Annotated in this window: 11 protein-coding genes; 7 read left to right on the top strand and 4 right to left on the bottom strand. The window is 71.4% G+C overall.

What is annotated here, in order from left to right; translation table 11 throughout:
• Positions 1–103 precede the first annotated feature (103 nt).
• The gene (locus tag IE272_RS04855) at positions 104–676 is read right to left on the bottom strand and encodes an MSMEG_1061 family FMN-dependent PPOX-type flavoprotein (protein ID WP_073957579.1); all 573 of its coding nucleotides are present in this window, start codon (positions 674–676) and stop codon (positions 104–106) included.
• Between the two features lie 244 nt (positions 677–920).
• On the opposite strand from IE272_RS04855, the gene IE272_RS04850 reads away from it, so the two are divergent.
• The 4 genes from IE272_RS04850 to IE272_RS04835 all read left to right on the top strand — a co-directional run bounded on the left by IE272_RS04850 (position 921) and on the right by IE272_RS04835 (position 5,045).
• Entirely contained in the window at positions 921–1,988 is a 1,068-nt protein-coding gene (locus tag IE272_RS04850; RefSeq protein WP_190006339.1) for a FecCD family ABC transporter permease, read from the top strand.
• The gene (locus IE272_RS04845) at positions 1,985–3,073 is read left to right on the top strand and encodes a FecCD family ABC transporter permease (RefSeq protein WP_050362433.1); all 1,089 of its coding nucleotides are present in this window, start codon (positions 1,985–1,987) and stop codon (positions 3,071–3,073) included. The genes IE272_RS04850 and IE272_RS04845 overlap by 4 nt, the downstream gene beginning before the upstream one ends.
• Positions 3,074–3,137: 64 nt before the next feature.
• Positions 3,138–3,947 carry an ABC transporter ATP-binding protein gene (locus IE272_RS04840; RefSeq protein WP_050362434.1) on the top strand — a complete coding sequence of 270 codons (810 nt, stop codon included), beginning with the start codon at positions 3,138–3,140 and terminating at the stop codon, positions 3,945–3,947.
• A gap of 69 nt (positions 3,948–4,016) precedes the next feature.
• Positions 4,017–5,045, top strand: a complete 1,029-nt coding sequence (locus IE272_RS04835) for an iron-siderophore ABC transporter substrate-binding protein (RefSeq protein WP_050362435.1) — start codon at positions 4,017–4,019, stop codon at positions 5,043–5,045.
• Positions 5,046–5,132: 87 nt separating this feature from the next.
• On the opposite strand, the gene IE272_RS04830 is transcribed toward IE272_RS04835, so the two are convergent.
• On the bottom strand, positions 5,133–5,753 hold the full coding sequence (locus IE272_RS04830; RefSeq protein ID WP_050362436.1) for a YceI family protein: 621 nt from the start codon (positions 5,751–5,753) through the stop codon (positions 5,133–5,135).
• 281 nt (positions 5,754–6,034) lie between these two features.
• Here IE272_RS04830 and IE272_RS04825 point away from each other — a divergent pair, with 281 nt between their 5' ends.
• On the top strand, positions 6,035–6,559 hold the full coding sequence (locus IE272_RS04825; RefSeq protein ID WP_050362437.1) for a hypothetical protein: 525 nt from the start codon (positions 6,035–6,037) through the stop codon (positions 6,557–6,559).
• 81 nt (positions 6,560–6,640) lie between these two features.
• On the opposite strand, the gene IE272_RS04820 is transcribed toward IE272_RS04825, so the two are convergent.
• Together IE272_RS04820 and IE272_RS04815 are read right to left on the bottom strand one after the other, a co-directional pair.
• Positions 6,641–7,312 carry a peptidoglycan-binding domain-containing protein gene (locus IE272_RS04820; RefSeq protein ID WP_444544788.1) on the bottom strand — a complete coding sequence of 224 codons (672 nt, stop codon included), beginning with the start codon at positions 7,310–7,312 and terminating at the stop codon, positions 6,641–6,643.
• Between the two features lie 263 nt (positions 7,313–7,575).
• Positions 7,576–8,787: a glycoside hydrolase family 64 protein gene (locus tag IE272_RS04815; RefSeq protein WP_179890695.1), complete on the bottom strand. Its 1,212-nt coding sequence runs from the start codon at positions 8,785–8,787 to the stop codon at positions 7,576–7,578.
• 387 nt (positions 8,788–9,174) lie between these two features.
• Here IE272_RS04815 and IE272_RS04810 point away from each other — a divergent pair, with 387 nt between their 5' ends.
• Positions 9,175–13,044 carry an endo-alpha-N-acetylgalactosaminidase family protein gene (locus IE272_RS04810; RefSeq protein ID WP_190006337.1) on the top strand — a complete coding sequence of 1,290 codons (3,870 nt, stop codon included), beginning with the start codon at positions 9,175–9,177 and terminating at the stop codon, positions 13,042–13,044.
• A gap of 309 nt (positions 13,045–13,353) precedes the next feature.
• Positions 13,354–13,795 (top strand): carboxyl transferase domain-containing protein (locus IE272_RS04805; protein ID WP_308433843.1); only part of this gene is annotated, 442 nt, incomplete at its 3' end.

Below are 13,795 nucleotides of genomic sequence, written 5' to 3'. Positions count from 1 at the left end.
GTGGCCCGGGGCGGAGCCGGGGCCACGCACTTGGCCGGGTGAGGCGTACTGCTGCGTTCCGCCGTCCGGCCCTCTGCCACTGCCGTGGTGGCAACAGCGTCGCTCAGTCTTCGCTGACGAGGCCCCCCGCCCACGTCTGAGGCGCCCACACCCCCGACCGCTTCAGCGACGCCGGGCAGTGGCGGAAGATCTCGTCGATCTCGACGACCAGGGCGAGCTTCGGGCGCTGGCCCTTCACCGTCATCGCGTCGAAGAACGGGGCGTCCGTCACGATGCCGGCCCGACCGTTGATGCGCAGGACGTCCATCGCGCCGGGTATCAGGTAGAGCAGGCCCACGCGCGGGTTCGCCAGGATGTTGTGGAAGCTGTCCGCGCGGCGGTTTCCCGGGCGGTCCGGCAGGGCGATGGTGCCCGGGTCCAGGACATGGGTGAAGCCGGGGCCGTCGCCGCGCGGGGTGGCGTCGCAGTTGCCGGCCGCGTCCGACGTGGCCATGGTGCACAGCGGCGAGCGGGCCAGCAGGTCCAGGTCGTCGTCGGTGAGCCGGTCGTGGACCTTGTCGATGACGATCGGGTGCGGGGTCCCCAGGAGCTCGCGCAGTTCGGCCGCCGAGCCCAGGGGCACGGCCCCGGCCAGCGGGCCGGTGGCGGGGGCGGCGGGGTCGGCGGCGTACGACAAGGTGGTGCTCCGGAGCTCGTGGGGTGCGGCAGCGCACGGTCGAACAGGCGCTGTTAGGGTGACCTTACTTTGGGCCCCCTTGCGTTCCCCGTCCGGGGTGGACCGGGTGACGGGGTGGCCCTCGCGCAAAGGCGCACACGGGCGGGGAGTGTCCGCCGCGTGCCCGCGCCGACGACGCGGCCGACGACCAAGGGTGAGGAACGACAGTGCACCACCGCATTCCGGCCGCTCCGGTGACCGGGTCGTGAGCGGCCCGGCCCTCCTGGAGAAGGAGAAACCGGCGGCCGGCGGCCAGGAGACGCGGCGCAAGCGCGGCCGGCCCGTCCTCGCCCTCGGGCTGCTCGGGGCCCTCGCCGTGCTCTTCCTCACCGTCGTCGCCAGCCTCGCCATCGGCTCCGGCGACGTGCCCTTCCGGGACGTCGTCAACGGCGTCCTCGACCCGGACACCTCGGTCAAGGGACAGCTCATCGTCCAGGAGGTCCGCATCCCGCGCACCGTCGCCGGGCTGCTGGCGGGTGCGGCGCTCGGGCTCGCGGGCACGGTGATGCAGGGCGTCGCCCGCAACCCCCTCGCCGACCCCCAGCTCCTCGGCATCAACGCGGGCGCGTCCGTGGCCGTGGTGTGCTCGATCACCCTGTTCGGGTTCACGGTCGCCACCCAGTTCATCTGGTTCGGCTTCCTCGGCGCGCTGCTCGCCGCCCTCCTCGTGTACGGGGTCGGCTCGCTCGGGCGGGAAGGCGCCACCCCGGTCAAGCTGGCGCTGGCGGGAGCCGCGACCAGTGCCGTACTCACCTCGGTGACCAGCGCGATCCTCCTCCAGGACCGTGGCAGCTACGACCAGTTCCGGTTCTGGCAGCTCGGCGCGCTGACCGCCCGGTCCTCCGAGGTGCTGTGGCAGGTCTCGCCCTTCATCCTGACCGGCACCGTCCTCGCGCTGGCCCTCGGACCGCAGCTCAACGCCCTCGCCCTCGGCGACGACCTGGCCCGCGGCCTCGGCCAGCGGGTCGGGACCATCCGGATGGTGTCCGCCCTCGCCGTGGTGATCCTCTGCGGCGCGGCCACCGTCGTCGCCGGGCCCATCGGCTTCGTCGGGCTCGCCGTGCCGCACGCCGCACGCCTCATCACCGGACCCGACTACCGCTGGGTGCTCCCGTACAGCATGGTGCTCGCCCCGGTCATGCTCCTCGTCGCCGACATCGTCGGCCGGGTGATCGCCCGCCCCGGAGAGGTCCAGGTCGGCGTGATCACGGCCGCCATCGGCTGCATCCCGTTCATCTGGCTTGTCCGGCGCAGGAAGCTGGTGGAAATGTGAGCCGGGAGACCGTCGTCGCCGAGGACGCCGCGAACGCGGACCAGGCGCGGCTCGCCGACGCCGTACGCCAGGTGTCCGCCGTACGCGGCCGGAGCCTGCGGCGCTCGGTGCTCGTCGGCGCCGCCCTGCTGGCCGCCGTGATCGTCATGTTCGGCGTCTCGCTGAGCTTCGGCGACATGGTGATGCCGATCGGGAAGGTCGTCGCCACCCTGTTCGGCGGCGGCGACGGCGGATCACAGTTCGTCGTCCTGGAACTGCGGCTGCCCCGCGCCCTCCTCGCGATCCTCGTCGGCGCGGGATTCGGCCTCTCCGGAGCCGTCTTCCAGACGGTGCTGCGCAACCCGCTCGCCAGCCCCGACCTCATCGGCATCAGCGCCGGGGCCAGCGCGGTCGCCGTCACCGCCGCCCTGCTCTTCCAGGTCAGCGGACTCGCCCTCTCCGCGAGCGCCCTCACCGGTTCCCTGGTCGCCGGGGCCGCCATCTACCTGCTCGCCTGGCGGCAGGGCATCGTCGGCCAGCGCCTGGTCCTCGTCGGGATCGGCGTGGGCATGGGCCTTTCCAGCATCGTCTGGTACGTGATGGCCCGCTCCGAGGTCACCGACGCGCAGGAGGCGTTCCGCTGGCTCGCGGGCAGCCTCAACGGCCGTTCCTGGGGCCAGGTGTGGCCGCTGCTCATCGCCCTCGGCGTCCTCGTCCCGCTCACCGTCCTCGCCGCCCACGCGCTGCGCCCCCTCCAGCTCGGGGACGACGCCGCCGCCGGGCTCGGCGCGAAGGTCGAGGGCGGGCGGCTCGCGCTGCTGGGCTGCGCGACCGCGCTCGCCGGGGTCGCGACCGCCGCCGCGGGACCCGTCGGGTTCGTGGCGTTCGTCGCCGCCCCGATCGCCCGCCGCCTGGTCCCGGGCCGGGGCGCTGCCCTGCCGCAGGCGGCCCTGACCGGGGCGCTGCTGGTCCTGGTCGCCGACTTCGCGGCGCAGCACGCGCTGCCCTCCGTACAGCTGCCGGTGGGCGTGGTCACCAGCATCATCGGCGCCCCGTACCTGCTCCTGCTCCTGGCCCGCGCCAACCGCGTCGGCAGCGGGGGCTGACGTGACGAAGCGGACAGGGACGGAACAGACCGTTCAGAAGGACGACGAAAGGCATGGCCCTGTCGTGGCCGATCACACTCTGGAAGCCCGGGACGTCCGGCTCGGTTACGGCGAACGCGAGATCGTCCCCGGCCTGAGCGTGGCGGTGCCGCCCGGCCGGATCACCGTCATCGTCGGCCCCAACGCCTGCGGGAAGTCGACGCTGCTGCGGGCGATGGCCCGGCTGCTGACACCCTCCGCCGGGGCGGTGCTCCTGAACGGCCGGTCCATCCAGGAGATGCCGACCAAGGACGTGGCCGCCGTGCTCGGGATCCTGCCGCAGAGCCCCACGGCCCCGGAGGGCATCACCGTCTCCGACCTGGTCGGGCGCGGCCGTTACCCGCACCAGGGCTGGTTCCGCCGCTGGAGCGCCGAGGACGACGAGGCCGTCGCGCGGGCCCTGCTGTCGACGGACGTCCTCGAACTCGCCGACCGTTCCGTGGACGAGCTGTCGGGCGGCCAGCGCCAGCGGGTGTGGATCGCGATGGCGCTGGCCCAGCGCACGGACATCCTGCTGCTCGACGAGCCGACGACCTTCCTGGACGCCAGCCACCAGCTGGACGTGCTGGACCTGCTCACCGACCTCAACCGCGACCACGGCGTCACCATGGTGGCCGTGCTGCACGACCTGAACCTGGCCTGCCGGTACGCCGACCACATGATCGCCATGAAGGCGGGGCGGATCGTCGCGGAGGGACGGCCGGTCGACATCGTCACGGAGGAACTGGTCGGCGAGGTCTTCGGCATGCGCTGCTCGGTGATCGAGGACCCGGCGTCGGCCACCCCGATGGTCGTGCCGCTGGGCCGCCACCACGTGAAGGGCCCGCCCGCCTGAGCCTCGTACGGGACCGCAGGAGCCAACCCGATGGCACCGTTGTCATTAGGTGAGGCTAACCTAAAGGGCATGAACGCTTCCGCTTCCCGCGCCCGACGCTCCCGCCGCGCCTCAGTCCTCGCGGCCGGCGCTGTCGCCGCCCTGCTCGTCGGCCTCTCGGCCTGCGGTTCGTCGGACGACTCCGACAGCTCCGCGTCCGCCGCCTCCGAAGGGGCCTCCGCGGGTGCCTTCCCCGCCAAGGTGGCGACGAAGTTCGGCGAGGTCACCGTCGACAAGCAGCCGCGGCGGATCGTCGCGCTCGGCTGGGGCGACGCCGAGACCGTGCTCGCGCTCGGCGGCCAGCCGGTCGGGGCCAGCGACTGGCTGCCGTTCGGCGGCGAGGGCGTCGGCCCGTGGGCCAAGGGCATGTACGACAAGAAGCCGGAGCTGATCGGCACGATGGAGCCGGAGTTCGAGAAGATCGCTTCCCTCCAGCCCGATCTGATCCTGGACACCAAGTCCAGCGGTGACCAGACCCGCTACGACACCCTGAAGAAGATCGCCCCGACCGTGGGCGTGCCCAAGGGCGGCGACCAGTACAAGCTCTCGTGGGAGCAGCAGACCACGATGATCGCCGCGGCCATGGGCGTGCCGGAGAAGGGCGAGAAGCTGATCGCGGAGACCGAGAAGAAGTTCGAGGCGGCCGCGAAGGCCCACCCCGAGTTCAAGGGCAGGACGATCACCCTCGGCTCGCGTACCTCGGAGGGCTTCGGCGTCTACGTCGGCGGCACCGGGCGCGTCGACTTCGTCGAGCGGCTCGGCTTCGAGAACAACCCGAAGGCCGAGGCCCAGGCGGGCGAGGGCTTCTCCGTGTCCGTCTCCAAGGAGAACCTGGACATGCTCGACGCCGACCTCACGGTCATGGCGCCGATCGGCATCCCGGCAACCGACATCAGCGGCGACCCGCTGTACAAGGCGGTCCCGTCGGTGAAGGCGGGCAACGACATCGTCTTCGACGACAAGGACATCTCGCAGGCGTTCGCCACGGACTCGGTCCTGTCCGTCTCGTACGCGCTGGAGAAGGTCGTCCCGCTCTTCGCGGAGAAGGTCGCGAAGTAGCACCGAACGCACGGCGCGCCCCGTCCCCGGGAGAACCGGGTGCGGGGCGCTGCTGTGTGCCGGGCGTACGCGCTCGACGGAGGGTGGTCAGGCCACCGGGGCCGCGGCCTTGATCGCGGAGATGTCGAAGGTCAGCTTCACCTTGTCGCTGACCATCACGCCACCGGTCTCCAGCGCCGCGTTCCAGGTCAGGCCCCAGTCGGAGCGCAGGATGTCGGCGCTGCCCTCGAAGCCGACGCGCTCGTTGCCGTAGACGTCGGTGGCGGAGCCGTTGAACTCCAGGTCGATGGCGAGCGGGCGTGTGACGTCCTTGATGGTCAGGTCGCCGGTGATCCGGTACGCCTCGCCGCCCAGCTGCTCGGCCTTGGTCGAGCGGAACGTCATGTGGGGGAACTTCTCGGCGTCGAAGAAGTCGCCGCTGACCAGGTGGCCGTCGCGGTCGGCGATGCCGGTGTCGACGCTGGCGATCTTCACGTCGATGGAGGCGGAGGAGTTCGCCGGGTCCGTGCCGTCGACGACCAGGGTGCCCTCGTGCTCGCCGAAGGAGCCGCGCACGTTCGTGACCATCGCGTGGCGCACGGTGAAGCCGATGCTGCTGTGCGAGGGGTCAATGGTGTACGTGCCGGTCAGGGCGGCCAGCGCAGGGTCCACCGCGGGGGCCTCGGTGACGGTGGGGGCGGCGGTCGACTTGCGGGTGAACAGAGCCATGGCTCCTCCTCGGGGATGCGCTACGGGGGACGGATCGAGCGGTGCCGAAGGTGTTGTTCAACCTTCAACAAGTTCGACTGTAACCGCATCTAGTTCAAAGTTCAACATCTGGCGTCCGGGTTCCCTCGATCGAGTGCGCGGTGCGGAGTGGGTTGACGGGCCCGGAGGTGCGCCGCCCTCTGGCGGACGCGCGTAGAACTCGGGCACTATCTCCCTGCCCGGCGTGCGCGGCCCAGCGCCCGTACGCCTTCTGATTTGTCATGAGCAGGAGGAATCCCCCCATGGTGACCCGTCCACGACTCCGCTCCGCCCTCACCGCCCTGGCCCTCGTCCTCGGCGCCCTCTTCGCGCCCGGCATCGGCGCTCTCGGCAGCGGCGCCACCGAGGCGCACGCCGTGACCAAGCTGACCCACGCGCAGGCGACCTCCCGGTTCAGCTCGTCCGGGGTGACCTGGTCGTCCTCCGGCGGCTGCTCCGACCGGAACAACCCCACCTGCACGTCGTTCGACCAGCTGAACCTGGCGAGCGCCCAGGGAGCGCAGACCCTCAAGAGCGCCACCGGCTGCGCGATCAACATCACCGGCGGCACGGAGACCGGGCACGCCGGCGGCACGTACTCCCACTGGAACGGCTACAAGCTCGACTTCGCCAAGAGCACCTGCCTGAACAACTACGTCACCGGCACGTTCACCTACATCGGCCCGCGCGGCGACGGCGCGCGCCAGTACCAGTCCGGCTCCGGCAACATCTACGCGGACGAGGGCAACCACTGGGACGTGACGTACTACAACTGCGGCGGCTGCTGACGCGAGCGATGGCCCGGGGGCCGTCCCGCACCGGGACGGCCCCCGGGCTCCGCACGGCCGGGGCGCCCCGGCCTTCCGGTCCTACGGGATCGGGTCGGCGTCCGGGCCCTCCTGCTCCAGCAGGTCCCGGGCGAAGTCCTCCCACTGCGCGTACCGGTCCGGGTACGCGGACCGCTGGACCGCCTGGCACACGTCGCCGGGCTCCATCGACTCCCAGCCGTCGATCTGGAGCAGCCCCGGATTGGCGCTGGGCGAGGGCAGCCCGTAGAAGGACTTGGCCGCGGTCGGTACGTGGGTGATCTGCGCGGGCGTGCCCCAGCCCATGCTGGGGCGCTGCTGGAAGACGCCGAGCGAATCGTGGTCGACCGGGGACGTGTAGTTGACGAACTTCGACTCCTGCATGGCCGTCATCAGGGCGATGACCTGGGCCTCAGCGGAGAGCTCCGCCCCCTTCCCGACGCCGATGACCGACCGGGCGTGGCCGAGCTGCTCCGGGCCGAGGTCGGCCGGGGCGGCGAAGAACACCCGCAGCTCACTGTCCGGGGCCGACCTGAGCAGCTGCGCGGTGGCGGTGTCCACCCGGCCGGTCGGGGGCAGGCCGTAGCTCTGCTGGAAGGCGCGCAGACCGTGCGCGCCGGAGGACTGCGGGGCCGGGGACCCCGGCGGGGCGGGGTCCGCGTGGGCCGGGGTCACGGCGGTCAGCAGGAATCCGGCGGCGACCGCCGTGAGCAGCCGGTGGGGGAGTCGCTTCATTCGCATACGGCACCGTCCCGGAGAGGTGTGGCGAAGTCAAGAACACTGCATACCGTGTCAATTGGTGGGGTATCGGATGCCGGTGTGGCGGAACCCGGATGTGTGCGCGCCTCGCCGGAGAGGTGTACGCGGCAGCCGGACGCGGGCGTGCCCCCATCCGGACATGCGTGTGCCTCCGCCGGACGTGGGCGTGCCCCTCTCCCCCCGGACATGCGTGTGCCCCCGCCGTACGGGCGGGGGCACACACCTCTACCGGGCGGGCGTCAGGAGCCCACGCTCACCGTGAAGCGGCGCGGGTTCCCGTCGTGCGCCGCGCCCGAGACGTCCGGCTGGCCGTCGGGGCGGACGTCGTCGTACGGGAACGCGTAGCCGATCGGGCTGTTCGCGTGGACCACCCGGGACCAGTGGTTGGTGACCGTTCCCTTGTAGTAGTCCGCCGTGGACGTGCCGTTCGGCTGGCTCGGATGGCTCAGCATGATCGAGCGGTTGAAGCCCGCCGCCAGCCGGGCCAGGATCGCCTTCTTGTCGTCGGAGTCGCCCGGGTTGTTGGTGAACGGGCCGTGGTTGCAGGTGAAGATGTCCTTCGTCTCCGGCTTGACGAAGGTGTGGCCGCCATCGAAGGTCAGGGTGTCCCCGCTGACCCGGCCGGCCAGCGTGCCCCGGCCGCCCTGGAGGTCGATGCGCAGGTCCTCGGAGCGGTACTTCTCCCAGACCTCGTCGATCTGCGCGGTGAACAGGTCCCGGAACGGCATCTCGGCGGGCCGGTCGAAGTACGGGGCCATGATGTTCTGCGGCGAGACGACCCGCAGGACGCTGCCGTCGTCGCTCCGGGTGATCAGCTTGTCCCACGGCTGCCCGTCGGCGGCGGCCTGGGCGGCGAGGTCGTCGGCGATCCGCTGCACCGCGCCGTCCGGGAGCGGGGCCACGGTGTGCGTCGCGTCGCCCTCCAGGGTGATGCCGATCGGGAGGGCCGTCACCAGGTCGACGTAGCTGATGTTGGAGTACAGCTGCTCCGTGTTGAAGGTGAACTCGCAGAACGACCAGGTGCGCCCGTAGTTGGGGTCCGTGGGCGTCGCGAAGGCGGGCTCCACCAGCGAGGGGCCCGGGTTGAGGTAGAAGTCCAGCTTGTCGTCGCGGACGAAGTAGACCCGCGCCCCGTACATCTGCGGCAGGGTCAGCACGACCGGACCCGCGCCCGCGCCCTTGAGCGGGATCGCGCAGTCGACGGGCAGCGGGGTCTGCGGGGCGCCGGGGGAGTCGGGGCGGTAGACGCCGCCGTCCGGCTTGAGCAGCACCCAGCGGTCGGTGCCCAGCTCGTGGCCGGTCACATACGCGTGCACCGTGCCCGGCAACGACTTGTTCTCCAGTGCCAGTTCGCAGGTCGCGGGGGCCGCCGAGGCGCGGGGGCTCAGAGCCGTGCCCCAGGCGGGGTACGTGAGCGCCGCGGCCGAGGCGGCGGCGCCGGTCAGGAACATTCGGCGTGAAATCACGAAGGGACTCCCGAGGTGGTGGGGGGCCGCAGGCGAGTGGTGGGGGGTGGCGCGGGGAGGTACAGGACCGTGGGGGTGCCTGCGGTGCGCACCACTCTCGCGAGGCCCGGAACGAGCGTCAAGACTTGTGACTGAGAGCGCTCTCAAAAATTCCGAGTCTTCACAACTCGACGCCCCGAAGCGGTACTTGCCGGAACCGAGCGGGTGCGAACCGTGACCGCCCGGGGGTGCGGACGGCCAAGAGGTGAACGAGGACCCGGTCGGCTCCGCACCGCCCTGACTTGGACTAACGCACCGGGGTTGTTGGACGGAGTCGGCCCCCGGGGCCGAAGTTCGTTGACGGTGTCCGGACACGGCGACTACTCAGGGGCCATGTCGCCAAGATTCCCTCGCCCCGGCCTGGTCGCCGCGGCCTCCGCAGCCGTCCTGGCGCTCGTGGGGACCGCCCTCCCCGCCGCAGCCGCCGATCCGTCCCCCTCCCCGGCCGGGGCGGCGGAGTCCGGTGGATCCGCCGTCATCGGATCCGACCGGCTCGCCGTCGCCGTCGCCGACGACTTCCCGCGCGTCCTGTCGTACACCGACCGGGCGAGCGGCGAGCACCTGCTCGGCTCCACCCGGCCGGTCACCGCCGTCACCCTCAACGGGACCGCCCACCCGGTGAAGCTCAAGGGCTCACCGAAGGTCACCCGCTCGGCGGCCCGCTACACCCTCGCCTTCGAGGACCTCCCGGGCGTCGAGATCGACGCCTCGCTCACCGTCTCCGGGCGGGCCACCACGTTCAAGGTGACCGCCGTCCGCGACACCGCGGCGTTCCGGGTCGGGACCATCGACATACCCGGGCACGACCTGATCTCCGTCGGCTCCGGCGAGGCCGGGGCCGCCACCGCGTTCACGAAGCTCGACCCGGACTCCACCCGCACCGCCGACGTCTTCGGCAAGGTCACCGGGGAGACGAAGCCCGACACCGCTCCCGTCGGGGCCAGTTACGCGATCCTGAACAACGGCTCGCTCGCCGCCGCCGTCGAGTCCAACTCCTCCTACGACAAGCCCGCCGGGGCCACCGGCGGTGACGACGCCCGCTTCTGGCACCAGGCACGCACCGAGGAGGGCGGCGGCGTTCGGGTCGGCGTCTGGTCCGGCCAGTGGACCTACCGGGGCGAGGGCGCTCCGAAGCCCGAGAGCGGCGAGAACCTGCCCTGGGCCAAGGTCGTCGTCACCCCCGACGCCAACGGCGACAAGGCCGTCGACTGGCAGGACGGGGCCGTCGCCTTCCGCACGATCGGCGTCACCGCGCCGGGCAGCGAGGACACCGCGAAGCGGGTCGTCACCCACATCCCGTTCAACTTCGCCAGCCAGGCCACCCACCCGTTCCTGCGCACCCTCGACGACGTCAAGCGGATCTCGAAGTCCACCGACGGCCTCGGTCAGCTCGCCGTCCTCAAGGGGTACGGCTCCGAGGGCCACGACTCCGCCCACCCGGACTACGGCGGCAACTACAACAAGCGGGCCGGCGGGCTGAAGGACCTCAACACCCTGCTCAAGGACGGCGAGAAGTGGGGCGCCGACTTCGGCGTCCACGTCAACGCCACCGAGTCCTACCCGGAGGCCAACGCCTTCTCCGAGCAGCTCGTCGACAAGACCAAGCCCGGCTGGAACTGGCTCAACCAGAGCTACTACATCGACCAGCGCCGCGACATCAACAGCGGCGACCTGGAGAAGCGCTTCCAGCAACTGCGCGACGAGACCGACGAGAACCTCGACTTCCTCTACATCGACGTCTACTACAGCCACGGCTGGATCGCCGACAAGACGATCCAGGCCGTACAGAAGCAGGGCTGGACCGTCGGCACCGAATGGGCCGACAAGTTCGAGCGCGCCTCGCTCTGGTCGCACTGGGCCAACGACCTGAACTACGGCGGGGCCACCAACAAGGGCCTGAACTCGCAGATCATCCGGTTCATCCGCAACGGCGAGAAGGACATCTGGAACAACCACCCGGTGCTCGGCCAGACGGCCCTGGAGGACTTCGAGGGCTGGACCGGCGAGACCGACTGGAACGCCTTCACCGCCAACATCTGGCAGAAAAACCTGCCCGCGAAGTACCTCCAGCAGCAGCGGATCACCCGCTGGGACGGCAACGACATCACCTTCACCGGCGGGGTGCGCGGCACCGTCGAGGACGGGAAGCGGACCTTCTACGACCAGGGCCGCAAGGTGCTCAGCGGCACCGACTACCTGCTGCCGTGGGACGGCGGCAAGAAGCTCTACCACTACAGCGAGACCGGCGGATCCAGCACCTGGGAGGTGCCCGGCAAGGGCGCGTACACCCTCTACAAGCTGACCGACAACGGCCGCGAGAAGGTCACCACCGTCCGCCCCGCCGACGGGAAGGTCACGCTGACCGCCGCCGCCGGACAGGCCTACGTCCTCTACCCCGACCGGGCGCCGAAGGAGGCGTCGGCCGACTGGGGGAAGGGGACCGGGCTGAAGGACCCCGGCTTCAACGACCGTGACCTGAAGGGCTGGACGAGGACCGGCACCGCCGCCCGCGACACCGACGAGCAGGGTCGCAACAGCGCCGAACTCTCCGGCTCGGGCCCGGCCGCGCTCTCCCAGACCGTCACCGGACTCAAGCCCGGCAAGCGCTACACCGCCTCCGCCCTGATCGAGGTGGAGCCCGGCGAGAGCCGCCGTACGGTGCTGAGCGCCGGGGGTGCGTCGGTGGCCGTCGAGCGCTCCACCGCCGAGGACTTCGTCGCCGCGTCCGACTGGCACGGCACCTCCTTCCAGCGCGCCAAGGTCAACTTCACCGCCCCCGCGAACGGTCGCACCACCCTCCGCATCGAGGCGGCGGCCGGCAGCACGGCGAAGGTCCGCGCCGACGACGTACGGATCGTCGAGAACGCCCCCGCGACCCGCACCGGCACGGTGGCGTACGAGGACTTCGAGGCCGTCGACCAGGGCTGGGGCCCCTTCCTCAAGGGCGACGCGGGCGGCTCCACCGACCCCCGCACCAGCATTTCGCAGCTCCATGCCCCGTACACCCAGTCCGGCTGGAACGGGAAGCTGATCGACGACGTGCTCGGGGGCAAGGAGTCCCTGAAGGCCCACGAGGAGAACACCGGCCTCGTCTACCGCACCGCGCCCTGGACCGTCCCGATGAAGGACGGCCACCGCTACCGGGTCGACTTCGACTACCAGTCCAGCCACGCCGGGGCCTACAGCTGGGTGGAGGGCTACGACCGGGTCGCCGACGGCAAGGCCTCCTCGACCGAGACCCGGGCCACCCCGATCGGGCAGCAGCGCACCACCGGGCAGTTCAGCCGGACGCTCACCGCGGGTTGCGGCGACACCTGGACCGGGCTGCGCAAGCTGCCCGGAGCACCCGAGGGCGCGGACTTCGTGCTCGACGGCTTCACCGTGACCGACCTCGGGCCGGCCCCCGCCGGGCAGGAGGCCGTCTGCGGCACGCTCGACGTGGCCGCCGACGCCGAGACCCTGGAGTCGGGAGCCCCGAACACGGTCACGGCGACCTTCGGCAACGACGAGGCGACCGCAGCCACCGGTGTGAAGCTCGCGCTGACCGTTCCCGAGGGCTGGCAGGCCGAGCCCGTGGGCGCGGTCGCCTTCGACTCGGTCGCCCCGGGCGCGAAGGCCACCGGCAGCTGGCGGGTCACCCCGCCGGTCGACGCCCCCTACGACACGTACGCGCTGGACGCGGAGGCCACGTACAGCGTCGGGGGAGCCGCCCGGGCGCTCGGAGCGGGAACCTCCGTCCGTACGCTCCCGCCGCCGCCCACCGCGGACAGCTGGGCCGGCGACCTCGACTGGACCGCCTCCCAGAACGGCTGGGGCCCGGTCGAGCGCGACCGGTCCAACGGGGAGTCCGGGGCCGGTGACGGCGGCCCCCTGAAGATCGGGGGCGTCGCCTACGCCAAGGGCCTGGGCACGCACGCCCCGGCGAGGATCCGCTACTACCTGGGCGGGAAGTGCACCTCCTTCACCGCCGAGGTGGGTGTGGACGACGCCCAGGCCACCCGGGGGAGCGTGCGGTTCGCGGTCACCGCCGACGGCACGGAGAAGGTGGCCTCGCCCGTGCTGGGGGCGGCCGACCCCGCCTGGAAGCTCACGGCCGACGTCAGCGGCGCGAAGTACGTCGAGCTGATCGTCCAGGACGGCGGCGACGGCAACGGCAACGACCACGCCGACTGGGGCAACGCCCGCTTCCACTGCGGAAGTTGACAGAGAAGACCCGATACGGGGGAGGGGCGGCTCCGGGTGGCCGGGGCCGCCCCTCCCGTGTGGGGCGCGGGCCCTGCGGCATACTTCGGGGAGGGCCGGGGTCATCGGACGGGCTTCACGTTACGTTCCCCCGCCTGTGGCCCAGCGCACATCCTCGTCTTTGTAGAGTTCATACAGTGCGGCGCGGCGTTTCGCTGGTGGATCGCGTGCACGGTGCCGCGGTTCTGTTCACTCCCACCACGAAACCGGGCAGGAGACTGTACGGAGTCGACGGCACGATTTCTGGGTCGGTGTTCGTAGGGTCAGTACATGACCGTTGTGGACGAAACCCAGGGTGAGCAGAACGACGCCCGAGGCCGGGTGGCCGAACTGCTGGCCCTGCGCGAGCAGGCGCGGCGCGGACCGAGTGAGCGGGCGACCGAGGCGCAGCATGCCAAGGGGAAGCTGACCGCGCGGGAGCGGATCGAGCTGTTGCTGGATCCGGGTTCGTTCAAGGAGGTCGAGCAGCTGCGCCGGCACCGGGCGACGGGTTTCGGTCTGGAGGCGAAGAAGCCGTACACGGATGGTGTGATCACGGGCTGGGGGACGGTCGAGGGCCGTACGGTCTTCGTGTACGCGCACGATTTCCGGATCTTCGGCGGGGCGCTGGGCGAGGCGCACGCCACGAAGATCCACAAGATCATGGACATGGCCATCTCGGCCGGTGCTCCGCTGGTGTCGCTGAACGACGGTGCCGGGGCCCGTATCCAGG

It is taken from the genome of Streptomyces anulatus, from assembly GCF_014650675.1.
GTDB classification, from domain to species: Bacteria; Actinomycetota; Actinomycetes; order Streptomycetales; family Streptomycetaceae; genus Streptomyces; species Streptomyces anulatus.
This window is presented reverse-complemented; position numbering and strand designations above follow the sequence as displayed.

Bases quoted from the DNA above. Each gene is read 5' to 3' on its own strand.
- IE272_RS04835 (WP_050362435.1), top strand. From the start codon at position 4,017: ATGAACGCTTCCGCTTCCCGCGCCCGACGCTCCCGCCGCGCCTCAGTC.
- IE272_RS04830 (WP_050362436.1), bottom strand. From the start codon at position 5,753: ATGGCTCTGTTCACCCGCAAGTCGACCGCCGCCCCCACCGTCACCGAG.
- IE272_RS04825 (WP_050362437.1), top strand. From the start codon at position 6,035: ATGGTGACCCGTCCACGACTCCGCTCCGCCCTCACCGCCCTGGCCCTC.
- IE272_RS04820 (WP_444544788.1), bottom strand. From the start codon at position 7,312: ATGAAGCGACTCCCCCACCGGCTGCTCACGGCGGTCGCCGCCGGATTC.
- IE272_RS04815 (WP_179890695.1), bottom strand. From the start codon at position 8,787: ATGTTCCTGACCGGCGCCGCCGCCTCGGCCGCGGCGCTCACGTACCCC.
- IE272_RS04810 (WP_190006337.1), top strand. From the start codon at position 9,175: ATGTCGCCAAGATTCCCTCGCCCCGGCCTGGTCGCCGCGGCCTCCGCA.